Origin of the sequence: Streptomyces flavotricini (assembly GCF_020639365.1) — a bacterium.
GTDB classification, from domain to species: domain Bacteria; phylum Actinomycetota; class Actinomycetes; order Streptomycetales; family Streptomycetaceae; genus Streptomyces; species Streptomyces flavotricini.
The window spans coordinates 7,931,001-7,954,044 of the sequence record NZ_JAINUL010000001.1; the positions used below are offsets into that span (position 1 = coordinate 7,931,001).

General features: G+C 76.0%; 20 protein-coding genes. 10 read left to right on the forward strand and 10 right to left on the reverse strand.

Annotated elements, in window-relative coordinates:
- The first annotated feature begins 121 nt into the window (after positions 1 to 121).
- From K7B10_RS36265 to K7B10_RS36285, 5 genes are all read left to right on the forward strand, one after another.
- Positions 122 to 715, forward strand: coding sequence for an MBL fold metallo-hydrolase (locus K7B10_RS36265; protein ID WP_229343307.1), 594 nt, complete (start codon positions 122 to 124; stop codon positions 713 to 715).
- Positions 716 to 1,094: 379 nt separating this feature from the next.
- Complete coding sequence (locus tag K7B10_RS36270; protein ID WP_229343308.1) at positions 1,095 to 1,484, forward strand: hypothetical protein; 390 nt, start codon at positions 1,095 to 1,097, stop codon at positions 1,482 to 1,484.
- A gap of 71 nt (positions 1,485 to 1,555) precedes the next feature.
- The gene (locus tag K7B10_RS36275) at positions 1,556 to 2,287 is read left to right on the forward strand and encodes an AAA family ATPase (protein ID WP_229343310.1); all 732 of its coding nucleotides are present in this window, start codon (positions 1,556 to 1,558) and stop codon (positions 2,285 to 2,287) included.
- 130 nt (positions 2,288 to 2,417) lie between these two features.
- Positions 2,418 to 3,023 (forward strand): chorismate pyruvate-lyase family protein, encoded by a 606-nt coding sequence (locus tag K7B10_RS36280; protein ID WP_229343312.1) that lies wholly within the window; start codon positions 2,418 to 2,420, stop codon positions 3,021 to 3,023.
- Positions 3,020 to 4,234, forward strand: a complete 1,215-nt coding sequence (locus K7B10_RS36285) for an FAD-dependent monooxygenase (protein ID WP_229343314.1) — start codon at positions 3,020 to 3,022, stop codon at positions 4,232 to 4,234. The genes K7B10_RS36280 and K7B10_RS36285 overlap by 4 nt, the downstream gene beginning before the upstream one ends.
- Before the next feature lie 25 nt (positions 4,235 to 4,259).
- Here K7B10_RS36285 and K7B10_RS36290 read toward each other — a convergent pair whose 3' ends face one another.
- Positions 4,260 to 4,559 (reverse strand): hypothetical protein, encoded by a 300-nt coding sequence (locus K7B10_RS36290; protein WP_229343316.1) that lies wholly within the window; start codon positions 4,557 to 4,559, stop codon positions 4,260 to 4,262.
- 144 nt (positions 4,560 to 4,703) lie between these two features.
- Between K7B10_RS36290 and K7B10_RS36295 the strand changes: the two genes are divergently transcribed.
- The 4 genes from K7B10_RS36295 (at position 4,704) to K7B10_RS36310 (ending at position 10,182) form a co-directional block, all read left to right on the forward strand.
- Positions 4,704 to 5,819 carry an FUSC family protein gene (locus K7B10_RS36295; protein ID WP_229343319.1) on the forward strand — a complete coding sequence of 372 codons (1,116 nt, stop codon included), beginning with the start codon at positions 4,704 to 4,706 and terminating at the stop codon, positions 5,817 to 5,819.
- Between the two features lie 256 nt (positions 5,820 to 6,075).
- Complete coding sequence (locus tag K7B10_RS36300; RefSeq protein WP_229343321.1) at positions 6,076 to 8,610, forward strand: D-alanyl-D-alanine carboxypeptidase; 2,535 nt, start codon at positions 6,076 to 6,078, stop codon at positions 8,608 to 8,610.
- Positions 8,611 to 8,860: 250 nt separating this feature from the next.
- Positions 8,861 to 9,370, forward strand: a complete 510-nt coding sequence (locus tag K7B10_RS36305; RefSeq protein ID WP_229343323.1) for a nuclear transport factor 2 family protein — start codon at positions 8,861 to 8,863, stop codon at positions 9,368 to 9,370.
- 164 nt (positions 9,371 to 9,534) lie between these two features.
- Complete coding sequence (locus K7B10_RS36310) at positions 9,535 to 10,182, forward strand: CatB-related O-acetyltransferase (RefSeq protein WP_229343325.1); 648 nt, start codon at positions 9,535 to 9,537, stop codon at positions 10,180 to 10,182.
- Positions 10,183 to 10,203: 21 nt separating this feature from the next.
- On the opposite strand, the gene K7B10_RS36315 is transcribed toward K7B10_RS36310, so the two are convergent.
- The 9 genes from K7B10_RS36315 to K7B10_RS36355 all read right to left on the reverse strand — a co-directional run bounded on the left by K7B10_RS36315 (position 10,204) and on the right by K7B10_RS36355 (position 21,659).
- On the reverse strand, positions 10,204 to 10,995 hold the full coding sequence (locus tag K7B10_RS36315) for a M15 family metallopeptidase (RefSeq protein WP_229343327.1): 792 nt from the start codon (positions 10,993 to 10,995) through the stop codon (positions 10,204 to 10,206).
- 22 nt (positions 10,996 to 11,017) lie between these two features.
- Positions 11,018 to 11,641, reverse strand: coding sequence for a TetR/AcrR family transcriptional regulator (locus K7B10_RS36320; protein ID WP_229343328.1), 624 nt, complete (start codon positions 11,639 to 11,641; stop codon positions 11,018 to 11,020).
- Positions 11,642 to 11,713: 72 nt separating this feature from the next.
- Positions 11,714 to 13,492: a thiopeptide-type bacteriocin biosynthesis protein gene (locus K7B10_RS36325; RefSeq protein ID WP_229343330.1), complete on the reverse strand. Its 1,779-nt coding sequence runs from the start codon at positions 13,490 to 13,492 to the stop codon at positions 11,714 to 11,716.
- 10 nt (positions 13,493 to 13,502) lie between these two features.
- Entirely contained in the window at positions 13,503 to 15,509 is a 2,007-nt protein-coding gene (locus tag K7B10_RS36330; protein WP_229343332.1) for a TOMM precursor leader peptide-binding protein, read from the reverse strand.
- Positions 15,506 to 16,072: a hypothetical protein gene (locus K7B10_RS36335; protein ID WP_229343334.1), complete on the reverse strand. Its 567-nt coding sequence runs from the start codon at positions 16,070 to 16,072 to the stop codon at positions 15,506 to 15,508. Before K7B10_RS36335 ends, K7B10_RS36330 begins: the two co-directional genes overlap by 4 nt.
- A complete protein-coding gene (locus tag K7B10_RS36340) occupies positions 16,015 to 17,364 on the reverse strand; it encodes a hypothetical protein (RefSeq protein WP_229343335.1) in 1,350 nt (449 codons plus the stop codon). Before K7B10_RS36340 ends, K7B10_RS36335 begins: the two co-directional genes overlap by 58 nt.
- Positions 17,361 to 18,536 carry a lantibiotic dehydratase C-terminal domain-containing protein gene (locus tag K7B10_RS36345; protein ID WP_229343337.1) on the reverse strand — a complete coding sequence of 392 codons (1,176 nt, stop codon included), beginning with the start codon at positions 18,534 to 18,536 and terminating at the stop codon, positions 17,361 to 17,363. The genes K7B10_RS36340 and K7B10_RS36345 overlap by 4 nt, the downstream gene beginning before the upstream one ends.
- Complete coding sequence (locus K7B10_RS36350) at positions 18,533 to 21,286, reverse strand: lantibiotic dehydratase (protein ID WP_229343339.1); 2,754 nt, start codon at positions 21,284 to 21,286, stop codon at positions 18,533 to 18,535. The genes K7B10_RS36345 and K7B10_RS36350 overlap by 4 nt, the downstream gene beginning before the upstream one ends.
- A 181-nt stretch (positions 21,287 to 21,467) precedes the next feature.
- Positions 21,468 to 21,659 (reverse strand): thiazolylpeptide-type bacteriocin, encoded by a 192-nt coding sequence (locus K7B10_RS36355; protein WP_229343341.1) that lies wholly within the window; start codon positions 21,657 to 21,659, stop codon positions 21,468 to 21,470.
- A 492-nt stretch (positions 21,660 to 22,151) separates the two neighbouring features.
- Here K7B10_RS36355 and K7B10_RS36360 point away from each other — a divergent pair, with 492 nt between their 5' ends.
- Complete coding sequence (locus tag K7B10_RS36360) at positions 22,152 to 22,931, forward strand: MIP/aquaporin family protein (protein WP_229343343.1); 780 nt, start codon at positions 22,152 to 22,154, stop codon at positions 22,929 to 22,931.
- The last annotated feature ends 113 nt before the right edge of the window (positions 22,932 to 23,044 follow it).

Below are 23,044 nucleotides of genomic sequence, written 5' to 3' on the forward strand. Positions count from 1 at the left end.
ACGCGGCAACGGTCTTGAAAGGCGGCACGACGGCAGTCTGGCACGGGGCTGGCACAAATCCTGCGATCAGAGGCATCCGTGCCACTCGTGAACTCCCCCCGGGCGCGCCAGCATTGAGGCCATGACAGACGCACCGCTCGGCCGCAGCGCCGCATACAAGGTCCTGACCACCGGCTACGTCGGCTCCACGGGCCCCGGAGTCGCCGCCACCGTCTCCTACGTGCACGACGCGGGACGGCACGTGATCTTCGACCCGGGCATGGTGGCGAGCCACGACGACATCCTCGTCCCGCTCGCGGAGCTGGGACTGGGTCCCGAGGACATCACGGACGTGGTGCTCAGCCACCACCACCCGGACAACACCATGAACGCGGGCCTCTTCGGGCGCGCCCGGATACACGACCACAAGGTGGAGTACCAGGGCGACCAGTGGACGAACCGCGACGCCGAGGGCCACGAACTCACCCCCTCGCTACGGCTGATCCGCACCCCGGGCCACAGCGCCGAGGACATCACGCTGCTGGCGGGCACGGACTCCGGCGTGGTGGCCTTCGCCGGCGACCTGTGGTGGCACGCGAACGGCCCGGCGGACGACCCGGTGGCCCCGGACCGCGAGGTGCACCGCGCCTCCCGCCTGCGGGTCCTGGCCGCGGCCGACCTGATCGTGCCCGGCCACGGCGCCCCGTTCCACCCCGCCACCACCACCCCGCGCTAGGGGGTGCCTCGGCGGTGCCTTCACCGGTCGAGTCGGGACCGACCTCCGTTCCCGGGCCGCGGGACACTCCCGCGCGGTGTCAGCGGCGGCGTGCCAGGGCGGTCATCGCGGCCGGTCCGCTTCCGACCGCGGGATCGGGGCCCTGGGCCAGAGCAGTCCGTGTCGAACCCGGACCGTTAGGTGCAGGTCGCCGGCGCCCTCGCCGAGCCAGCAGCCGGCCCGCGGCTGTTGCCAGGCGGTGACGCCGCCGGCATGGACGTGAGACCTGCGCGGCGGGATGCTCGTCTCGGCGCCGGGTCGATGTAAACCCGCTGTAAAGAGCGGGGGGCCGGCCTGCGATGATCGTGACGCAATACATGGGCCAGAGGAGAACAAGCAAGTGACCAGTCGCTGGATCGTCCGTGCCATACCCGCACTCGTTCTGGCGGGACTGCTGCTGAGCCCGCAGGCCCAGGCCCAGGCCCAGGCCGCCCAGGCCCACGCCCAGACCGCACCGGCGGCCGCGGTGCGGCTCGCGCCCCAGGGCGCACCGGCACCGGCCCGTGCGCCGTCCGCGCAGGTCCGGCACTCGGCCGCCGGCTCCGCCACCCTCGTCCAGGGCGACAGGAAGAAGGACAAGGGCAAGACCAAGAGCAAGAGCAAGAAGAAGGGCTTCTTCAAGAAGCTGGGCGCCGCCGCCCTCATCGGCACCGTGCTCGTCGTCCTGCTCGTCATCGCCATCGTCGTCGCGATCGTCCTCGCCGCCAGGCGCCGCCGCCGGGCGGCGTGACCGCGGCCACGCCGGCGCAGAACAGATGGCGATTGCTCCCCGTGGGGTGCACATGGGGAGAGGTGACGGGCATGTTCGCGATGGACGTGCGGGACGAGGAGAAGGCCGTCGGCGAAGGGGCGGCCGGACCGGTCGTGTCCCCGCGCGGGCTGGTGGACCTTCGGGGGCAGGACGGGGGACCCGTCCTGATGTCGTACCCGGCAGGTGCCGTGGTGGTGGTGTCCGGACTGCCCGGCAGCGGCAAGAGCACCCTGCTGCGCCGCTGGTCGGGCGCGGCGACCGTGATCGATCCCCGGGTCTCCCACGTCGCCTGCGAGGCGGTGATGCCCGCCTGGCTGCCCTACGCGGTGTACCGCCCGTGGGCGAGGCTCCGGCACTTCCGCCGGCTGTACGCCGAAGTCCGCTCCGGGGGACCGCTGCTGGTCCACGACTGCGGCAGCCGGAGCTGGATGCGGCGGTGGCTGTCCTGGACGGCCGGGCGCGGCGGCCGTGAGCTGCACGTCGTCCTGTTGGACGTCGGAGCCGCCGAGGCCCTGGCCGGGCAGGAGGCGCGGGCCCGCCGAGCCCCGCGCCGCGTGTTCGCACGCCACCGGCAGGGCCTGGGCCGGCTGCTCGAAACCCTCCGTCTGCACGGCCCGACCGCGGTGCGCGAGTCGGTCTCGGTGGTCCTGCTCGACCGGGTTTCCCGCGAACGCCTGACGGCCGTGGAATTCACCCCGCCCCCGGCGCCCCATCCCACCGCCGGGCCCTTGCCCGGTCCCGGGGCGGAGCGAGCAGAAACGGAGCCGCGCCTACCGGCGTAAGCGGAGCGATTGCCGCAGCCCCAAGGGGAGTTGGGTGATCGAAAAGGGGGGGGCACGCGCCGGCGGGCGGAGCGGGCGTACCAGAATCGGCAACACACCCATGTCCTCTCACCCACTGCCCTGAGGTGCCATGCCCACGCTGACGCTGCCATCCCCCCGGTCCCCGGAAGCCCTCCCGGACGGCTTCGCCGCCACCGGAACCGGGGAGACCGGCGAGGAGCTCGACCGGTTCGCCCACACCTGTACGCGGCTGCTGCTCGGCACCGACGGGATGACCACGCCCCTGCTGGAGGCATGGGTCGGCTCCGCCGTCTCGGTCCGCCGGATGAGCCACCGCCTCGTCAACGCGTCCGAGGCTCCCGCGGGCGTGGCGCAGCTGCTGGAGGCCGGGTCCGAGGAGGTCCTGCTGGAGCGGCGCTCCGTACTGGCGTCCGCGAACGGGACGGAACTCTCCCGGAACGTGGTCGTGGCCCGGCCCGGCCTGTCGGCGGCCGCCGAACGGTGCCTCATCGACCCGTCGGCGCCGATCGGCCGGATGCTCCAGGCGGCCGGAACGGGACGGCGCCGCACCATAGTCGAGGTCGGCCTGCACACGTGGGGAGGTGTGCCCGCGGCGTACAAGGCGTACCTCCTGTGGCACGGCGAGCAGCCGCTGGCCACCGTCACGGAGCTGTTCAACCCGGACGTCGTCCCCGCCACCCTGCGCGCCCCCCTGGCCCCGGCGGGCCGGTCGTGACCGCCCCCCGGCGCCACGTACAGGTGGCGATCGTCGGCGCCGGACCCGCCGGACTGGTACTGGCCAACGTGCTGCACAGGGCCGGCGTCCCGGTCGAGATCCGGGAACGGTCGAGCCGCGCGGAGGTCGAGCAGCAGGCCCGGGCGGGCCTGATCGAGCACCGGGTCGTCGAGTACCTGCGCGGGCACGGGCTCGCCGACCGGCTGCTGGCCGAGGGCGGCCGGCACGACTGGTGCGAGTTCACGTGCCTCGGGGAGCGGATCCGCGTCCCGTACGGGGACCTCTCCGGCGGAGCCGGGCACTGGGTGTATCCGCAACAGTTCCTGGTGCGCGATCTGATCGCCTCGTTCGAACAGAGCGGCGGCATGGTGCGGTTCGACTGCCCCGTCCTCGAAGTGGACACCTCGGGACCCCGCCCGCTCGTCCGCTGCCCGCAGGACGTCCTGGAGGCCGAGTACGTCGTGGGCTGCGACGGCCCGCGCAGTACGGTCGCGCAGGCGTTCCCCGCCGACGCGGACGCAGCCGTCGAACGGCGTTACCCGTACGACTGGCTCACGGTGCTCGCCGAGGTGGACCGTCCCGTGGACGGCATCCGGTACGCCCTCCACGAGGCGGGTTTCGCCGGGATGATGCCCCGTACGCCCCGCCTGGCACGCTTCTACCTCCAGGTCCCGCCCGAGGCGGAGCTCACGGACTGGACCGAGTCGCGCATCCGCGAGCAGCTGTCGGTGCGGCTGCAGCTGGATTCGGGGGACCCGGAGCCGGGCGCGGTGACCGAGGTCGGCATGCTGCGGCTGCGCGGCCGGGTCCGGGAGCACGTACGGGCCGGCCGGCTGCTGCTGGCCGGGGACGCGGCGCACGTGCTGACGCCTTCGGGGGCGAAGGGGCTCAACCTGGCCGTGGCCGACGTCGCCGACCTCGCGGACACCCTGCTGGCCGTCCACCACGACGGCGAGGGCGCCGAGGAGGCCCTGGCCGGCTACGACCGGCGCCGCCGCCAAGCCGCCTGGACGACGCAGGAGTTCTCCGACCGGCTGCTGGACCTGCTGCACCTGCCCCCGGGCGGCGATGCGGCGGAGTCGGCCTTCGGCCTGCGGCTGCGCCGGGAACGGGTCGCCGTGCTGGCCGCTCCGGGGCCGGAGGGCGAGGCCTTCGCCCGCGCGTACGGCGGCGCGGGCCACCTGCGTCCCGCACCGCTGCGCGCCCCCTAGGGGGCGTCCGCCCTGCGCGCCCGGTTCAGTACGCGCCGATGGACCAGAACACTCCGACCTCGTCCCCCAAGACGGCGATCAGCCCCGGTCCGCCGAACAGGTCCAGCCGTTGACGTACGCGCCGGTGAGGAACGAGTGGGCCGAGTGTCCGCGCAGGCCGTCGCGAGGGAGTCGGCGCCGGGTCCGCGGCGGCGGCCACCGCGTTCGTCCAGAACCGCGCGCCGGGGCCGTGGCGGGCGAGCAGGGTCCGGGCGTCCGCCGTCAGTCCGTCGGCGTCCGGTCGGTCGCGGACGGGCCGGGGTTCGTGCGTCCACTCCTCCGCCATGACGGTGAGGGCGGCGACCGCCGCGTGCGGCTCCAGCCGGTGGACCCGGCGCGGGAGTTCCGCCGCGGAGGTCCGCCGGCTCCCGGGGCATCCGTGCCGGTCCTCGCGCGGGAGGCGTCGGGCGGACCGCCTACGATGTCCGGCATGTCCGGTCCGGTCGCCATCGCGTACGCTGCCCACCCCGGTGTGCGGCTGCGGTCCGCCGCGCGACTGGCCCTGTGCGCCGCGGTGTCCTGGTACCTGTGCCTGTGGTGGGGTACGAGCACGCTTCCGGTGCCCGCCGTGCTTCCGGCGGTGCTGATCATGCGCGAGGACGTGTACGCCTGGCCGCGTCTGGGCCGGCAGCGGCTGGCCGGGGTGGTCGTGGGCGTGCTGCTGAGCACGGTCGTCCTGCACTGGGCGGCGGACCCGGCGTGGTCCTTCCCCGCCGTGCTGGTCTGCGGCTGCGCGGGCATGTACCTGATGGGGCGGCCCGGCGCGCCCAACCAGCAGGTCCTCATCACGGCGCTCATGGTCTACGCGACCGCCGTTCCCGGATATCCGCTGGCGCGCCTGGAGGAGACCCTGGTCGGCATCGCCGTGGTCGTGCTCCTCGGGCCGCTGCTGTGGCCGCCGGACCCGTACCGGTCGGCCGCGGCGGGGCTCGACGGCTACCGGGCCGACGTACGGGAACTGCTCGGCGGGATCGCCGGCCGGCTGGAGCGGGGCCTGGCGGCGCCGGGGCCCGCGGAGCAGGAGGAGTCGGCGCTGCCCGAGCAAGCGCGGGTGTGGCTGCGGCCGCAGGCCGCGCGGGACGCGTTCGGGCGGGCGGCCGCCCGACGGCTGCTGCCGGGCCGCCGGGCGCGCGGGCTGCCGCCGGACGGGCTCGAAGGGCGGCTGGCGCTCGGGATCCGCACCGCCCTCACCCTCCAGTACTTCGGCCAGGAACTGCGCGAACGGGCCGCCACCGACACCCCCGGCCCGCCCGCGTCCGGCGCGCCGACCACCCCAGGCCCCACCCCCGACCCCGCCCTGCGGGATCTCGCGCCGCTCGTCCGCGCGACCGCCGCCGCCCTGGACGCCGCCCTGCTCGGCGAGGAGTTCACGGCGGACCTCGACCGGGCCCGGGCCCTCGACCTCGCCCACCGCGAGGCCCACCCCGGCCGGCACGACGCCGTACTGCGGGCCGGCCTCCACCTGACCCACGAGGCCCTCGCGGACCACGTCCCGCGCCCGGGAGGTGGCTCTGCCGCGACCGGGGGGACACCGCCGTCGGCGTGAACCGTACGGGGACACCCGCGCGGTCGGCGCCCGTCGCCCGTACCAGGGCCGCCGCGACGGACACAGTCGTACCGGGACGGCCTGGGACGTGTCCGGAGCCGGAGTATGACCGGACTGTCACAGGATCGGGTTACAGGAACGGACCGGTCCCGGTGAACATCTAGCCGGTCGGCGAGGTTCCCGCGGGAGCCGCGCTCGACGTATCGGCAAGAACCGGCCGGCAGCGGCCGGGGGTGAGTGGCAAGGCGGGGCACGAATGAAGGCGGTAGCGGTGGCGGGCGGTTCCCCGGAGTCTCCGGACGGCCCGGAGACCCGGGAGACGGAGAGGACCGAGGCCGAGGTCGAGGCCGCGGAGACGGATCCCGAAACCGGCGGCTCGGACGCCCCGGAGCGGGTGGGGGCCGAGGCCGACGACGTCACGGAGACCGGCCCCGAGGAGACCGCGTCGGCCGACCGCGACGCGCAGTCGGAAGCCGGGCAGGAGCCGGAAGCGGAACCCGCCGCGGAAGCCGGGGCCGGGCGCGCCTCCGAGGCGCTGGCCCAGGAGGACCCCGAGGCCGGGCCGGAGCCGGGCGAGCCCGCTCCCGAGGCCGGAGAGCAGTCCGAAGCACGGCCCGACGCGCAGGACACGGGCAGGGCCGCGCCCGAGGCTGAGGCCGGTGAGGGGGTTGCGCCCGGGGTGGAGGCCGAGGGCGGGGACGTGACCGGGCCCGCGGCCGAGGCCGACGGCCGTGCCCTGCCCGAGCCTGAAGCGGAGGCCGCCGGCGGAGCCGACCCGCAGCCCGAGACCGAAGACGGGACCGGATCCGAGGAGGACGTACCGGGCGCGCCCGCGGCGGGGGCGGAGGCCGAGGGGACCGCTCCTGCGGCCGGTGCACGGCCGGAGGCGCAGACCACCACCGGTGGCGTGGACGTGCCCGAGGCGGAGCCGGAGGCGGACGGCGGGGTCGAACCGGAACCGGAGCTCGACGATAAGGCGGAGGGCGGGGACGTACCCGAGACCGGGGCGGCAGCCGACGCCGAGGTCGCACCCGAGTCCGCCGCGAAGGCCGGGGGCGGGGACGTAACCGGGCCCGCGGCCGAGGCCGACGGCGCCGGCCAGGACGAGGACGCGCCCGACGAGGACGCGCCCGACGAGGACGCCGACGAGTCCGCCGAGAGCGGTCCGGACGGGGACGGGGACGGGGACGAGGACGGGGACGGGGACGGGGAGGAGGGGGACGCGGGACCGGAGGCCCGGTCGTTGCCGTCCTGGGCCCGGGACGACGAGACCGACGCCGAGCGGACGAGCCAGTTCGTCGCCCTGAAGGACCCGGACGCCCCGGCGTCGAAGACCCCTTGGCCGGGAGTCGTACCGCAGGACCGGGCCCCGGGCCGAGCCGCGCCCGCGCCCGCGGCCGCGACCCCGATCCGGGCAGCGGCCCCCGTGCCCGCCCGGCCCACGCCCCCCGACGTCGTCGAGCCCACCCGCGAGGTGCCGCTGCCCCCGCAGCCCCCGCTGGACCTGCTCGCCGAGCTCACCAACACCACGCCCCCGCCCGAGACCCCGCGCCGCACCGCCGTCCGGCGCGTGAAGATCTGGACCCCGATCCTGCTGCTCCTGGCCGGCGCGGCCACCGGCGCGCAGCTGCTGCGCCCGCTGCCCGCCCCCCAGCTCGTCGCGGCCGGCGAAGGGCACACCATCGCCGGGCAGTTCTCCGTACCGTGGCCCGCCAAGGGCCAGGGCGCCGTACGCGTCCCCGGGTCCGGCGACATCGGCAGCTTCGGCGAGCAGAAGCCCGTCCCCACCGCGAGCGTCGCCAAGGTGATGACGGCCTACGTGATCCTCAAGGGCCATCCGCTCCGCAAGGGCGAGGCCGGCCCCCAGATCGAGATCGACGCCAAGGCAGTGGCGGACGGCACCTCGGCGCACGAGTCCCGGGTCGAGGGGCTCGTCGCCGGTACGAAGTTCAGCCAGCAGGACATGCTGAAGATGCTCATGATCCCGTCGGGCAACAACGTGGCCCGGCTGCTGGCGCGCTGGGACGCCGGCACCGACTCCGAGGCGGCCTTCGTCGCGAAGATGAACGCCGCGGCCAAGGAGCTCGGCATGGAGAACACCACGTACACGGACCCCAGCGGTCTGGACGCCGCAACCGTCAGCACGGCCGCCGACCAGCTGAAGCTGGCCGAGGCCGTGATGAAGGACGAGGCGTTCCGTGCGGTGGTCGCACTGCCGAGCGCCGAGATCAAGGGGCTGTCCACGCCGCTCATCAACAACAACACCCTGCTCTCGGCCAACGGCCTGAGCATCCGCGGCATCAAGACCGGGTCCAGCACCCCCGCGGGCGGCACGCTGATGTGGGCGGCGTACAAGTCGGTCGGTGACGAGACCCCGCTGATCCTCGGCACGCTCATGGACCAGCACGCGGACGGCCCGGACCTCAATGGCGAGAACAGCCTGAAGCTCGTGCTGGCCAACAGCAGGAAGATCATCGAGGCGGTGCGGCAGGCGCTCGACTCGGCTCCGGTGGTCCGCAAGGGGCAGACGGTCGGCCACGTGGACGACGGGCTCGGCGGCCGTACCCCGGTGGTGGCCACGAAGGACCTGAACGTCATGGGCGTACCGGGGCAGCAGCTGAAGCTCACCCTCCGGCCGGGGGCCTCCGGCACCCCGCACGCCGGGAAGGCGGGAACGGAGGTCGGCGTCCTCACGGTCGGTGCCGGGGAGGGCGCCAAGAGCGTCCCCGTGGCGCTCGGCACCCCCCTGGCCGAGCCCTCCTTCACGACGAGGATCACCCGCATCCGCTAGGAGTGCCCGCGGCCGCCGCCGCCGACAACGCCCGGTGCCCGGTGCCCGGTACGGACCTTCCGTACCGGGCACCGGCGCGACGCACCGCGCCCGGAACCGGTGGACAGGAGCGGGCAGTGCTGGACAGTCACCGTCCCCGCGGGGCCTGGAGAGTGGACACCGTCCGGTACGAGGCTGTGGTCCACGGGCGCCGCCACCCCCTGCGGCGCCCGTGCCCGCACCCGCACCCGCACTCGAAGGAGCGTCCACCATGGCGTACCGAGCCATTCGCAGCCTGATCGTCCTGACCGCCGCCGTGGCCCTCTCCGCCACCGCCGCCACCGCCTACGCCGCCCAGGACGGCGGCCGGCACGCGTCGCCGGGGATCGTCACCGACTGGGCCCGCGCCTGGAACGGCACCGAACCCCAGGCGCTCGGCGCCCTGTTCACCGCCGACGGCACCTACACGGACGAAGCCGTGGGGGTCACCTTCCGCGGCCGGAAGGAGATCTCGGGGTGGAAGGCCCGCGCCGACGCCCTGATCGCGGGCGTCCACGTCACCGTCCGCTCCACCCGCGTCGACGGCGACCGGATCACCGTCCAGGCCGTCTACGCCGGCCACCTCAAGGGCGCGCCCAAGCCCTTCGCCGTGCCGATGACCACCGTGCTCGACCTCGATGAGCACCACTGCCGCATCGCCTCCGACCAGGACCACTACAGCCTGGCCACCGTCCTCGCCCAGTCCGGCCTGCCCGCCGACTGGACCCCGCCGACCACCTGACGGCGGGGTCCGGTCGGCGGGCCACGGCGCTGCCCGGCCTGTCGCGCCCGCAGCCCGTCGCCCGCCGCCGGACACCTGCCCCGGCACCGGGTCACCCGGGCACGGCGGACGAACGTGAGCGCCCGAACCGGGGTCCCCGGGACCGACCTGCGACAGTGGTCGCCATGGATCGTCTTCCCGCGGACCCGACCGTCCTCCACCCGTTCCCGGACCAGCCGCGCGTGGTGCTGCTGAAGCCGCTGGTGACCTCGCCGCTGATCGAGGTGGGCGAGTACTCGTACTACGACGACCCGGACGACCCGACGGCGTTCGAGACCCGCAACGTCCTGTACCACTACGGGCCGGAGAAGCTGGTCATCGGGAAGTTCTGCGCGCTGGGCACCGGGGTGCGGTTCATCATGAACGGCGCCAACCACCGCATGGACGGCCCCTCGACGTTCCCCTTCCCCATCATGGGAGGCTCCTGGGCCGACCACTTCGACCTGCTCACCGGCCTGCCGGGCAAGGGCGACACCGTCGTCGGCAACGACGTCTGGTTCGGCCACGGCACCATGGTCATGCCCGGGGTGCGCATCGGACACGGCGCGATCATCGCCTCCGGTTCCGTGGTCGTCGACGACGTGCCCGACTACGGCATCGTCGGCGGCAACCCGGCCGGACTCATCCGCACCCGCTACGACGACGCCGACATCGCCCGCCTGCTCGCCATCGCCTGGTGGGACTGGCCCGCGGAACACCTCACCGCACACATCCGGACCGTCATGTCCGCCACCGTGGACGACCTCGAAGAGGCCGCCCCCCGAACCGTCTGACCTGGTGCGCCCCGCCCGGGGTCAGCGCCCGCGCACCGATCGGTACGCCACGGGGAAGTCGAAGTACGTGTCGGGATGCGCCTCCGGCCGGTACGTGAAGTGCCACCACTCCTCCGGCAGGTTGACGAAGCCCTCGGCGGCCAGGGTGCCCTTCAGGAGCTGCCGGTTCGTCCGCTGCACGCCCTGGACCCGCGGGTCGTCGGTGTGTGCCAGGGTGTCGAAGCAGTCGAACCCGGTCCCCATGTCCACCGAGTCGTCGGGACGCCGTTCGTCCTGGGGCGCATGGCAGGGGCCGGCGGGCCGCGCCGATCCGCCGGCGGCCGTCGACGAGCCCGGCCTGACGATCGTCAGATCCACCGTACTGCCCCTGCTGTGGCCCGACTTCTGCGCGATGTAGCCGTCCGCGAACAGCCGGTCCTTGGCCACCCGCGGGTAGAACTCCGCCTTCGTCCGCTCGTCCCCGAGGTCCTTCGCCCACCGCGAGAAGTGGTCGACGGCCCGCTGCGGCCGGTAGCAGTCGTACACCTTCAGCGCGTACCCCTGCCGCAGCAGCCTCTGCTGCGCCCGGTGCAGTGCCTCGGCGGCCGGCCTGGTGAGGATGCACAGGGGATCCCGGTAGCCGTCGATGCGCCGTCCCGTGAAGTTGACCTCCGTGGCGTAGCGCATGTCCTGGACGATCGAGGGATCGACGGAGCGCAGCGCGACGAAGTCCCCGGGTGCCCTCGCCCCGGGCGCGGCCTGGGCGGGAGGAGCGAGGCACCCCAGGGTCAGCGCCGCACCCGCGGCGAGGAGCAGTGGCGTTCGCAGCTTCATGGTGTCCCTTCCCGCCGGGCCGTCATGCCCGCGCGCGCGTGCCGGTCGGTGCCGAGCCGGGGCCGGTGCCGGAGCCGGGGCCCAGGACGTTGTCCACGTGCGCCGCGAGTGCGGAGCGCAGGCCCTCGGGGGTCATCTTCTGCTCGTCGATCAGGTGGGCCACGAGATCGGCGCGGATGGCGGCCAGCAGGGCGTGGGCGGTGAAGTCCGCGTCGTGGACGCCGTCCACCTGGTCCAGCGCCGCGCGCAGCATCCCGTGCCACCAGCCGTAGTGCTCGGCCTGGTAGGGGCTGCTGAGCCCGGCGTCCTCCGCGGCCGCCATCAGGTTCCGGTTCTCGATCTTGAAGGTCAGCGAGGCGTCGAGGAGCGTCAGCACCCGCCGGCGCGGCGAGGACCCCGCCGCCTCCTGTGCCTCCCGTACGGCCTGGTGCAGGGGTTCGAGGCGGGAGGCGATCACGGCGCCGATCAGGCCGGCGCGGTCGCCGAAGCGGCGGAAGAGGGTGCCCTTGCCCACGCCCGCCGCCGCCGCGATGTCGTCCATCGACACGGTACGGGGGCTGCCGCTGGCGGCGAAGAGGGCGTCGGCGGCAGCCAGTACGGCCTCTCGGTTGCGCTGGGCGTCGGCGCGCTCCGGGCGCTGGGCCACGGGTCCTCCTCGGTCTTCGGCCCGTCCGGGCCCCGGGAATCATATGCGGCCGCTCCGGACGGGCTGCGGCCCTCACGGCGTGGCGGATCCCGTCCCCTCCGGCCGCCCGAGCGGCAGCAGGTACTGGATCGGCTCGTCGAGATCGTCCAGGCCCAGCAGCTCGTGCGCCAAATCGTCCTGCAGCCCGCCGAGCGGGATCGTGGCCAGCCCGAACGCGCCGGCCGTGAGCTGCAGGGTCTGGGCCAGGTGCCCGGCCTCCAGCAGCCCCAGCCGCAGCGCCCGCAACCCGTAGCGGCGGCGGAGCAGCCCGAGGTCCAGGTGGACCGCCAGCACGGCCGGTGCCTCGTCGATCCCGACGGCGTCCGGGTCCCCGGCCGGCCGCGAGAGGTACGAGGACAGCGCCTTGAGCGCGCCGAGTTCAGGGGCCGGTCCGAGGGCGACCAGCGAGCGCCGCTCCGGCATGCAGTGGTACGTACCGGGGGCGAGCCCGGCCACGGAGAGGGCCAGCAGCCGTACCCGGACGCTGTAGAGGGCGCCCGCGCTCGGGTACGGGCGGTGGTGGACGGCGCGCTCCGTGCCGTCGGCCAGAGCCTGCCGGGAGACGTGGCTCGGCGCGTGCGCGTGCCACAGCACCCCGCCCAGCTCCTGCGCGGTGAGCGGCCCCCGCAGCGACCCGCGCGCCGAGCTGCGGGTGCGCAGCGCCGCGGCGAGCGACAGCTCCGGCAACGGGGCCGCGGGAAGCGCCCGTTCGGCCTCGGGCCGGTGCCCGGACGCCGCGCCGGGCCGGGCGACGGTCCGCACGGCGGTGTCCTGCGCACGGCCGATCTGGAACTTGCTCTGCTCCAGGTACTGGTAGTCGGCCGCGCGCGGGCCGGCGCCGAAGAAGCCGCCCCCGTCGCCCGTCTCCAGCAGGGCGCGCCCCGCGAGCCGGCAGACGGCCCGCTCCTCGTCGGGGGCGACCCCCAGCCGGTTGAACAGCATGTGGAGCTGCGAGGCCCACACCCACAGCCGGCGCTGCGTGCGCACCTGCGCGTCCGGCCGGTCCGCCTCGGGCACGGCGGTACGCAGCCGGGCGTCGGCCGCCCGCACCTGGCGGGACCACTGCGCGAGCCAGGGATCGGCACAGCCGTCGGCCAGCCCGGCGCGGACGGCCCGGGCCCGCCGCGCCAGGCCCGTGCGCTGGGCCGCGAACACCGTGTTGACCCGGGTGTGGACGGCGGCTCCGGGCAGCGGCCGCACCTCGGTGGCCCAGCGCCAGGAGGCGGCGTGCCGGCGCAGCCAGCCCGCCGCCTCCAGTTCGTCCAGGCCCAGGGCGTACGCCGTGGTGTGGGCGAGGTCCAGGGCGAGCCGCAGCCGATCGGCCCGCCCGGGCACGGCGCGCAGGGCGGCTACGGCCGCGCGCGTCGAGTGCACGAACACCTCCTCGGCCACCGGGAGCGCGGCCGGGCCGCCGTAGCGCTCGGTCTCCGGCTCGTACGGAGTCACGCGCACCTCCCCGTGCCGGCCGGGCCACGAACCGGCGGGGGCGGTCGCGGCAGCCGACAGGGCCAGTTCCGAGGCGAGTCCGGCCGCGTCCGCGGCCGCGTCCTCGGCGGACCCCGCGAGGCTGCGGAACCTGATCCGCAGATGGGGTCCGCCCTCGTGGTAGCGGATGAAGAACCAGGCGCCGCCGTCGGGCCCCGCCCCGTACCGGCCGTCCATCAGGGGCGCGAGCGCCCCGGTCACGAAGGCATCGGTGTCCGCGCCGTCGGTGTGCAGGGTCAGGTGCAGGCTCTGCCAGCCTGCCACCGGAGCCGGTGCGAGGGCTGCCGCCCCGGCGGGGGACGCGGTCGCGTACGGGACTTCGGTCATCGGATCGTCCTCACGGGAACGGGTGCGGGTACAAGGGGAGTTCGTCGTGCCGCAGCGGACGGGCGGTGCGCCCCAGACGGTGGGGCACCTCCAGCAGCCGGGGCAGTCCGAGCGTGCGGCGGTTGACGTGGCCGAACGTCATCGGGAGGGTGCCGGGCACGATCACCTTGGCGCAGTGCAACCCCAGCCGGTCCCGGATCCCCGGCTCGTCCTGCGTGACGACGACCACCTCCAGCCCCTCGGCCGCCAGCCGGGCGACCGTCTGCGCCAGCAGCCGGGTGAGGTCGGCCACCGGGGTCGGAGCGCCGGGCCAGCGCTCCTGCCAGGGGACCTCCCGGACGTCGCCCCGGACGCCTGGGAACAGGAACTCCAGCCGGGGCTGGGCCTCGGGCAGGGTGTTCAGGCCCACGTGGTCGTCGAGGCCGACCACCAGCTCGGGCCGCCGGAGCATGGGGCGCAGCCGCTCCGGGTCGCGCGCCCCGCCCGGACCGGCCGGCCGGTGCACCGAGTCCTGCACGTTCGTGACGACCTCCGCCACCGCCGAGCGGATCGCGGCCCGCGGATCGTGATGGGCGCCGGCGGCCAGGAAGGCGCGCGGAGCGCCGGGGTGACCCCCCTCGTAGCGGCAGAGCGAGACCACCGCCGGGATGCCGAGGTCGTTGGTGGCGTCCAGCAGGCTCAGCCGGTAGCCCATCAGCGCGGCGCGCGAGGCCAGGGCGGTCACCAGGGGGTCGTCGGCGGGCAGGGCGATGCCGGGCAGCGGCGTCCGCGCGTACCACGCCATCAGGAAGGCGTCCCGTTCCGCCACCTCGAACAGCCCGTAGAGCGCGGCCTCCTGGGGGCTGTTCCCGAGCCCGCAGCCGTTCGAGGACTCGTAGACCACCCGGGCCCGGCCGGGACCCCGCCCCAGGTCCCAGTACGCCACGTGCTCGGGCACCGCCCGGGCCCGGCCATGGGTGAGCGACCAGCCGTACACCCAGTCCAGCTCCAGGTCGGCGTGGTACGGGACGGTGTGGGAGGCGGGGTCGCCCCGGTGGGCCGGGTCGGGCAGACCGAGCCGGGCGGGGTCCACGGCGGCCTCCGGGCCCAGCTCGGCGAACGACGCGCGCAGGACGGTACGCCGGCCCAGCGGGCGCATTCCGGCCAGCCGCTCCACTCCCTCGAACAGCGCCACCCGCTCGCTGGAGCGGAAGTCGGCGGAGCGCCCGTACCCGCCGTCGTCGACCAGACGGCCGTCCGTCACCCACGCGGTGGTGAGGGCGAAGGCGGAGTCCTCGGTGCGGAACAGGCGGCGCACCGGGCCGAACCGCTCGTCGTACAGCTCGGCCCGCAACCGGTCCGCTTCCGTACGGTCGTTGGAGCCGCGCAGCACGGCGGGGTCGGGCAGCGGCAGCGGCGCGTCCGGGAACCGGGCCGCCGCTGGGGAGTCGGCCGGCAGCGGGCGGCACACCGGACAGCCGCCGACCGGGCGGACGCGGTGGGTGGACCAGGTGGCCCGGTGGCTCTGGACGATGTGGACGGTGGCCGGCGAAGCGCCGCCCGTCTCCGCGTCCGTCTCCCCGTCCGCTTCCCCGTCCGTCTCCGTGTCCGCCTCCGCGCCGGGCCCGGGCTCCAGGAGGGAGGCGGCGAGCAGCAGGGCCGCCTCCGCCATGGCAGGGGTGCCGGTGCCGGCCAGCGCCATCCGGGGGCTCTGCCAGGGAACCCGGCCGCCCGCGGTGGCCAGTCGCCGGTACTCGACACAGGCCAGGCACGCCCGCGCCCCGGGCTCCAGCACGGGCCCGATCACGGTCAGCGCACCGTCCTCGCGCACCGGTACCAGCCGTACGGGACGGGACATCGCGTGGCGGCTGAGCCGCTCCGCCAGCTCCAGCGTCCAGGAGGTGAGGTGGACGACGGCGGCGCCGCCGGTCGTCTCCAGCGCCGCGGCCGGATCCAGGACGGGCACGGGGCCGGCGGCGGTGGCCACCACCTGCGCGTCGGCAGCCGTCCCGGGCCTCTTCGCCGTGATCCCGGTCATCGGTCTCCTCCCCACCCGGCCAGAACGGTGAATCCGCAGGTGTGCAGGGCGGCCAGGACCGGCTCGGCCGACCGGGCGGCTCCGCCGTCGGAGAGCTCCGCCCCGCCCGGCCGCCAGGGCTGGGGGAGCCGCCCCGCCAGCCCGGTCAGCCGGGCCAGCGCCGCGCACAGCCGCGGCTCCCGCCGGGAGATCCCGGCCAGCCAGCGGTCGGTCCACCCCTCGTCCGTCCAGGCCGCCCGCTCGACTCCCGCCACGGCGAGGGACGCCTCGGCCCCGCTGAAGGCGGCGTGCACCACCCCGGCCGGGCCGTGTTCGGCGGCCATGGCCCGGGTCACCGCGCCGAGCGCGGCAAGGGCCGCGGCGTCGGCGGCCGTCGCCTCCACCGCGCGGGCGGCCACCGCGCCGGTCCCGGCCGGGCCCGCCGGGTCCCGTACGACGGCCAGGTAGGCCTGCTCCGCGGGGAGCCGGTGAACCGTCATCTCCCTCGCGAGCCCCAGGTGCCGGGTCAGTACGGTCCACCAGTGGCGGGCCTGCGGATGCCCGCGCCATTCCTCCTCGTCCACGGCCCGGCCGGGGCCGCCTGCGGAACCCGCGGCGGCGAGGGCGGCCCGGCGCAGGGCGCGCCCCAGGGCGTCCGGCGCAGGGCGCGCCCCAGGGCGTGCCCGGGTCCGGCGCCGACCGCCACCGGGCCCGGCAGCCCTTCGCCCAGGCGCAGTTCGGCCGCACGGCACGCCGCGGAGACCCGGGCCAGGTCCGTCCGCGGCCCCCCGGCCACCAGCGGCCCGGCCACCGAGGCGCAGAGCGCGAGCGAGGCGGGCAACTGGGGGAGGTCCCCCGGCAGCGGTGCGTCGAGCACCCCCAGGTACGGGTCGCCCAGTGCCCCGATGCGGCGCAGCGCCTCGGCCAGATCGCCGGCGGGGGCGAGGGCGGGGAACGCGGGGTCGGCCGGCCCGCAGACCCAGGGACGGTAGGACGCGTGCGGAGGCCGGGCCAGGGCGACCAGCACGGCGGGACGCTCCGGCAGCAGCTGCGGGTCCTCCTCCCGCACGGCCGGATCGGGCAGGCCGGCCGTGGCGCACAGCAGCCGCTGCGCCGCGGCTCCGGCCAGCAGGGCCGTGAGGGCCGCCGGAGCCCCGGCCGTCACCCGGGCGTCGGCAGAGCCGGTGCCGGTGCCGGTGCCGGTGCCGGTGCCGGTGCGCAGGCGTACGGCGATCGACTCGGCGTCCGTACGGGTGCGTTCCGGCTCGGCCACGGCCGTGACGAAGCCGCCCTCCGCGGTACGGGCCACGGCCACGGCCACCGGCGGAGTGCCCGCGACCGCCACCACCCGCCCGGTCGGCAGGTCCGTGTCGCGGTACACCTCCGGCGGGGTCCCCGCGCGGTCCAGGACACCGATCAGCGCGGTGGCGAGCGGCCCGTCGGGATCGGCCGCCGCGACCACGGGCCGGGCGGCGGCCAGGGCCGCGGCCGCGGGTCCGGGCCGGTGCGTGGAGGCCCCCAGCCAGGCGGGGGGTTCGGCCGCTCCGGCCGGATACTCGGCGAGCAGATCGTGCGCGTGCAGCTGCGCGGTCAGCGCGGCCAGCGCGCTCTCGACCCGGGGATCGGCCGGATCGAGACGGCGTCGGCCCGCCTCCTCGCCCGCGCCCGGCACGCCCCCGGACCCGGACACCGGCCCTGACCCGGATCCGTACCCGAGGCGCCCGGACAGCAGCTCCCACAGGGCGGGCAGGGCCTTGCTCCCCTCGAGCGTCACGCTCCCGTCCCGTCCGCGCAGGTGCAGACCCTCCCGCAGCGGGGTGACCGCCACCCCGGGCCGCAGGCGCAGGCGCAGGCGCACCGGTCCGGCGGCGGTCACGGCGACCCCTCCACGGCGGCGATGACCTCGTCGATGCGCGCCCGCCACCGGTGCCCGGTGAGTTCCGGCACGCTCCGTACGACGAGGTGGGCGGCGAGGTAGCGCTCCACGGGCCGGACGTCGCAGATGGTCAGGAGCCGGTACAGCCCGTTCGTACAGGCCCGGTGGACCAGGTAGTCGGGGCGGCTCCACATCGCGCCCTGAGGGTCCGAACGGTGCAGCAGCCGGTGGAACTCGCTGTACCGGGTCCGCGTCCTCCGGTCCCAGCGCTCGACGGTGGCCCGGTCGCCGAGCGCCGCGGCCCGGTCCAGGTACTCCTCACGCACCCCGGTGAAGTCCGCGCCCGCCGCGAGCCGTTCCTCCGCGATCCGCCAGGCCGCGGCGGACCAGTCGGCCCAGGCCCGCTCCCAGCCGGCCGCACCCCCGCCCGAGATCCGGCCCACCAGCGCGGAGATCCGCTCGCCCACCGCGTCCCAGCGGCGGTCGAAGGCCGCCCGCACCCGCCCGTCGCGGTCCTCCTGGACGAGGAAGTCCTCCAGGTGGGAGACGTACGAGTAGTGGCCGCCGATCAGTCCTTCGGGGTGCGCGGCCGCATGGGCCGCGAGGGCCGCCACCACGAACTCGACCCGGGCGGCGGACGTGTCCGCGCGCTCGCCGAGGAACGCGGTGCCCGCCGCGAGGGCGGGCAGCCCCAGCGCCAGCAACTCCTCGCGCAGCCGCACCCCGTCCGGGCCGATCAGCGCGTTCAGCGAGGTCAGGTCCACCGGCTCCACCCGTACGGTGTTGTCGGGCACGAGCGGACCGTACGGGGGCGGGATCAGCTCGGCCCGCCCCGCCGCCGCGGCCTGCGCCAGCAGGAGCTCCCCGTCCGCGGCGGCCCGCGACGGGTGCGAAGCCACGTGGGTGCGCAGCTCGGCGGCGGTGCGCCCGGCCGCGCCGGCCACCGCGTCGGGGCGGCCGCGCAGGCGCAGCCGCAGGTGCGGTCCGTGCAGCCAGTGGCGTTCGACGTGGACGGTCAGCCCGTCCGCGGCGGCCCGCCGGGCCAGCGGCAGCACGGCGTCGCGCAGCAGAGGGGCCTTGACCGGCTCGTAGTGGTGGACGACCACGTCGAGGGCGGCGACGGACCGCGCGTCGGACCGCGCGTCGGACCGGGCGGTGTCCGGGGCGTTCATGGGGTGTCTCCTCGACGGGTGACGGACGGGGTGCGTGCGGGCCGGTAGGTCTCGGCGACGTGCTCCACGGCGTGCGCGGGGCGGCTCCGGCCGCCGAAGACGGGCAGTGACTCCTCCAGCACCGCCCCGCGCGGATGCCGGGCCAGCCAGCCGGCGAGGCAGCGCAGGTGCAGGGCGCTGCCCAGGTCCAGGGCCTGCGGCTTCGGCGCGCGCAGACTCCGTACGAAGTCCTCGGCGGGACGGCCGGCGGAGGGCTCGGGGACCGGATGCAGGAACACCTGCTCGGGCAGCCCCAGCAGGGCGCGCCAACGGGCCGCGGCGGCGGCCGGGACCTCGCCGGGGTCGGCCGCGAGGTCGGCGCGGAGCGCGGCCACCACCCCTTCGGGCAGGTGCCAGCGGCGCCGGGCCAGCACCGCGTGGCCGTGGCGCAGCCGAGGGGTTCGCCGTACCTCGCCGCCGGGGACGGCCAGGGCGTGGCGGGGGAGGAGCCGCCGGAAGTCCACGACGCCGGCCGGGTGGTCGCAGAGGAACGGCGCGAGGCGCTGCGGCAGCATGACCGGGGCGAGGAAACCCAGGTAGAGGACGTCGAGGGGTTCGCCGGTGGCCCGCAGCCGCAGCCGGAGCTGGTCGGACTCCCGGTCGTGGACCAGCTCCACGTCGGCTTCGGCGAGCGCGCTGCGGTACCGGTCGGGGCCGATCTCCTCGCCCACCAGCAGCGGATGGAGATTGGCGTTGAAGCCGCCGACCGGCCGGATCTGGGCGGCGCGGGCGCCGTCGCCGAGGCCGCGGCGGATCGCGCGGGCCACCTCGGCGGCGGCCCCGGGGGGCAGGTCGTCCAGGAAGCGGCTGGTGAAGCGGCCCCAGCCGCCGTAGACGTGGTTGACGCAGAGCAGGCCGCCGGCACCCTGGTCGGCGCTCCGGGCGCTCTGCGCGTTCTGGACGAACCAGGCGTAGCTGAGCGGGCGGGCGGTGGTCCAGCCGGGCAGCCGGGCGGCGAGTCCGCGGACCTCCCCGGCGGGCAGGACGACCTCCTCGGCCCAACCGCCGGGCGCGGCCGCCGCGGCGTTCCGCACGTGCTGGACGAACTCCTCCCGCAGCGCGGCCAGTTCGGCCAGCCCGGGGGAGAGTCCCGGGTCGTCGGAGGGCAGGGCGGCGAGGCGTGCGGACTCCTCCCACGCGGCGGCGGTGTCGGCGCCGAACTCCCAGGGGGCCGGACAGGTCCCGCCGTGCCCGTAGCGGGCGGTGAAGCGCTCCAGCGCGGCCCGCCGCATCAGGTGACCGAGGTCGAAGAGCTCGGCCAGCGCGGTCAGTTCACCGAGCACGGCCCGGTCCGCGGCCGTCAGCGAGCCGGACCCGGCGGCGGGGCCGGCCGCGGAACCGGCGGCGCGGGCGTGCTCGCCGCGTGCGGGGCCGTCGAGCACCCCGTCCGAGGGCACGTCCTCCGAGCGCACCTCTTCCGAGAGCACGCCTTCCGAGAGCACGCCTTCGAAGAGCACGTCCTCGGAGAGCACGTTCAGCGGGGCGGCGTCGGCGGGGACGGGCCGGCCGGCGTCGGCCAGAAGGCGGCGCCAGCGGTCCGCCAGGCCGGCCAGCAGGGCGGGCCGCTCCTCGGCCGGCGTCTTCGCGAAGGCGCCGGTGTCGGCGGCGAGCCGTTCGATCCGGTCGGACAGGGCCGCGTCCTCGGGCCATTGCCGCAACCAGTCGGCCAGCGCGCGCAAGGGGTACGGGTGCTGAGGATCGACGGGCGCCACCGGCACCAGCAGGCCGCCGTCGACGAGTTGACCGAGGAAGCGGCCGACGGCGGGGTCCGTGCCGGGGCGGCCGAGGGCCGGACCGAGGCGGGCCGCCAGCTCGTCCGGGGGCGCGGGCGCGGCCGCGAGCGCGTCGAGCGCGGTCAGGGCGGGGCGGGCGGCGAGCTCGACCGCCTCCTCGTGGGTGACGAGGTACCGGCCGCCCGCGAAGAAGGTGTGGTCCCGCGTGTACAGGGCCCGCCCGTCGGTGGTGTGCCGCGCGCTGCTGGTCATGCGGTGGGGGAGCGCGCGGCGGCGGCGCGGTTCGTCCAGCAGCGCGGAGGCGAGCGCCTCGACGAGGGTCCGGTGCTCCCGTACCACGGACCGCGGCGGCGAGAGCGGTGCCGGCGTCCGGACCGGTTCACCGCCGGACCATCCCACGGCGGTGAACCACGACAGCGGACTGGTCTTCGTACTGGCGCGCAGGGCGTGCCGCAATACCGAGGGCTCCTCCTTGCGGGCCCTGCGCCCGCCTTCGTCCCGGGCGGCCCGGGACACCGCGCGCAGCAGGTCGGCACTGGTGAGCGCGACGGCGCGGTTGAAACCGGGGGAGCGGCACAGTCCGGCGAGGGCGGAGCGCTCGGCGGCCAGGGCCCCGGGGACGGCCGCCGCCAGGTCGTCGAGGAGTACGTCGCGCAGTTCGCGCAGATTCAGCCAGGCGCGGAGCCGGGGCACCCGCAGGGGCAGATCGCCGAGGCGGTCCAGCAGGGCGGGCCGGGGGACGCGGCCGTTGTGCAGCGCCCGGCGCAGCGGGAGCACCACGTGGCGGTGGAACTCCTCGTCGTGGCCGGACCGGGAGGCGAAGAGGTCGTCGCACAGGGCAGGACGCAGCGCCTCCTCCCGTGCGGTGAGGGCGGTGAGCCGGTCGAGCAGGGTCCGTACGGGCGCGGCCTCGTCCGGCTGTGCGGGATGCGCCGTCACCGTGGTGCGGACCAGCGCGTACGGGGCGGTCCCCGGCACGGGCGCGACGTGGTGCGCTGCGGCTGGCTGGGCGGGGTGCGGCAAGGCGGGCTCCCGTGGTGCGGTCTGGGACTGTGAGCTGTCCTGCGGCTGGGGCCCGGTCCGGAAGGACGGGCCCTCGGGCCGCAGGCCGTGCGGCCGGCCGGGGGGCCGGCCGCACGGGAGCGGCCGCGTCCAGCCGTCAGGCGGTGGGCGTCTCCACCTGCGGCTGGGCGCAGGAGGACGAGCCCTGACAGGAGCAGGAGCCCCACGAGGCGCCGTTCTCGGGCAGAGCGGCGGTGTCGCTCAGCGCGGTGACGGTCAGCTCGCTGAGGTCGAGGTCCAGGTCCAGGTCGAGGTGGTTGGACCCGGGGGTGGCAGAGGTTTCGGACATGCGGATTTCCTCTCGTTGCTGGGGGGATTGCAGAACCGCGAAGACGGCGCCGACCGGGCGGCGCCCGCGGTCGACGAGCGGAATGCCCCCGGGGAACAGACGGTTCGTGGGCGGGGCATCCGAAGGAGCGTCGCGGTGCACCATGAGTGTCTGCGCCGTCACGGACCGACGGCAACGGCGGTGTCAGGTTGGCCGGTCGTCCCGCCCGCCAGGGGGAGGGGGACGCCGCAGCGCCGGGCCCGGGCCAGGGCCTCCGCGGCCCGTCGGGCCGTCGGCCAGGAGGGGGGCGACCCCGGGTTGCGGCCGCTGCGACCGCAATCCGCAAACGCGGGAACGACGCCAGGACCCGGCGGCCACGCGTCCGCGCCCGATCCGTCCCCGCCCGTCGGCGTGTACGCGCGCCCTGCGGCCCTGGAGTGCAGCAGGCTTCCTCGACGGGCGGACCGGGCGCGCAGCCCGGGCGCCGAAGCCGCCCGATCGAAGGGTGAACCCATGAGCGGAGCAGAGATGTCCAGGTCCGGTTCCCCGGCCGCGCCGTCCGGAGCGGACCCGGTTCGCGTCCGGGTGCCCGTGCAAACCGTGCCCGCCGGCTCCGGCTATCCCCTGTACGAGTTCGCCCTGACCGCGGCGCTCATGTTCGCCGTGGTCACGATCATCCGCTGGGTGCTCGATCCGGCCTCCCCGCTCGTCCTCGAGAACCTCCGGCTGGCCCTCCTCGCGGTGGGTGCGCTGACCGGCGCGCTCGTCTTCGGGCTGCTCCGCTCCCCGTGGGGCCGGTGCTCGGGTGCGCACATGAACCCCGCGGTCACCCTCGCGCTGTGGCGGCTGAGGGCCTTCCCCGGCCGGGGCGTGACCGCGTACGTCATCGCGCAGCTGTGCGGGTCGGTCGCCGGGACGGTTCTGGCCCGGCTCGTCTGGGGACCGGCCGTGGCGCGGGTCGGCTACGGCATGGCGGCCGCGGCCCCGTCGTGGAACGGCTGGACCGTCTTCGCGGCCGAGGGCGGCTGCCTGGTCGTGGTCACCCTGATGATCGGCTTCTTCCTCGCGCACCCGTCCCGCGGACGGTGGTTCCCCGCGGCCCTGGGGCTCCTCGTCTGCGTGATCATCGCCGTTCTGGGGCCCCTGAGCGGCGGCGCCGCCAATCCCGCCCGCCAGTTCGGACCCGCGCTGATGTCCGGGGCCACCGCCGGCCTGTGGATCTACCTCGCGGCGCCGGTCCTGGGAGCCGTCCTGGGCGCCGGTGCCCACCACCGGCTCCTGCGGGCCCGCTGAGGCGGGGGCGGGGAGGCGGGGCGGTGCGGAAAGCGGCGTTCGAGGTGCCGGTTTCCTTCGGTTCGCGTTGAATGTGGCCCCGCCCACACACCGATCCGCGTAGCGGACCGGCA

Excerpts from the sequence above, each read along its gene's own strand:
- K7B10_RS36265 (WP_229343307.1), top strand. The coding sequence starts at position 122 with ATGACAGACGCACCGCTCGGCCGCAGCGCCGCATACAAGGTCCTGACC.
- K7B10_RS36275 (WP_229343310.1), top strand. The coding sequence starts at position 1,556 with ATGTTCGCGATGGACGTGCGGGACGAGGAGAAGGCCGTCGGCGAAGGG.
- K7B10_RS36280 (WP_229343312.1), top strand. The coding sequence starts at position 2,418 with ATGCCCACGCTGACGCTGCCATCCCCCCGGTCCCCGGAAGCCCTCCCG.
- K7B10_RS36290 (WP_229343316.1), bottom strand. The coding sequence starts at position 4,559 with ATGGCGGAGGAGTGGACGCACGAACCCCGGCCCGTCCGCGACCGACCG.
- K7B10_RS36295 (WP_229343319.1), top strand. The coding sequence starts at position 4,704 with ATGTCCGGTCCGGTCGCCATCGCGTACGCTGCCCACCCCGGTGTGCGG.
- K7B10_RS36300 (WP_229343321.1), top strand. The coding sequence starts at position 6,076 with ATGAAGGCGGTAGCGGTGGCGGGCGGTTCCCCGGAGTCTCCGGACGGC.
- K7B10_RS36305 (WP_229343323.1), top strand. The coding sequence starts at position 8,861 with ATGGCGTACCGAGCCATTCGCAGCCTGATCGTCCTGACCGCCGCCGTG.
- K7B10_RS36310 (WP_229343325.1), top strand. The coding sequence starts at position 9,535 with ATGGATCGTCTTCCCGCGGACCCGACCGTCCTCCACCCGTTCCCGGAC.
- K7B10_RS36315 (WP_229343327.1), bottom strand. The coding sequence starts at position 10,995 with ATGAAGCTGCGAACGCCACTGCTCCTCGCCGCGGGTGCGGCGCTGACC.
- K7B10_RS36325 (WP_229343330.1), bottom strand. The coding sequence starts at position 13,492 with ATGACCGAAGTCCCGTACGCGACCGCGTCCCCCGCCGGGGCGGCAGCC.
- K7B10_RS36330 (WP_229343332.1), bottom strand. The coding sequence starts at position 15,509 with ATGACCGGGATCACGGCGAAGAGGCCCGGGACGGCTGCCGACGCGCAG.
- K7B10_RS36345 (WP_229343337.1), bottom strand. The coding sequence starts at position 18,536 with ATGAACGCCCCGGACACCGCCCGGTCCGACGCGCGGTCCGACGCGCGG.
- K7B10_RS36355 (WP_229343341.1), bottom strand. The coding sequence starts at position 21,659 with ATGTCCGAAACCTCTGCCACCCCCGGGTCCAACCACCTCGACCTGGAC.
- K7B10_RS36360 (WP_229343343.1), top strand. The coding sequence starts at position 22,152 with ATGAGCGGAGCAGAGATGTCCAGGTCCGGTTCCCCGGCCGCGCCGTCC.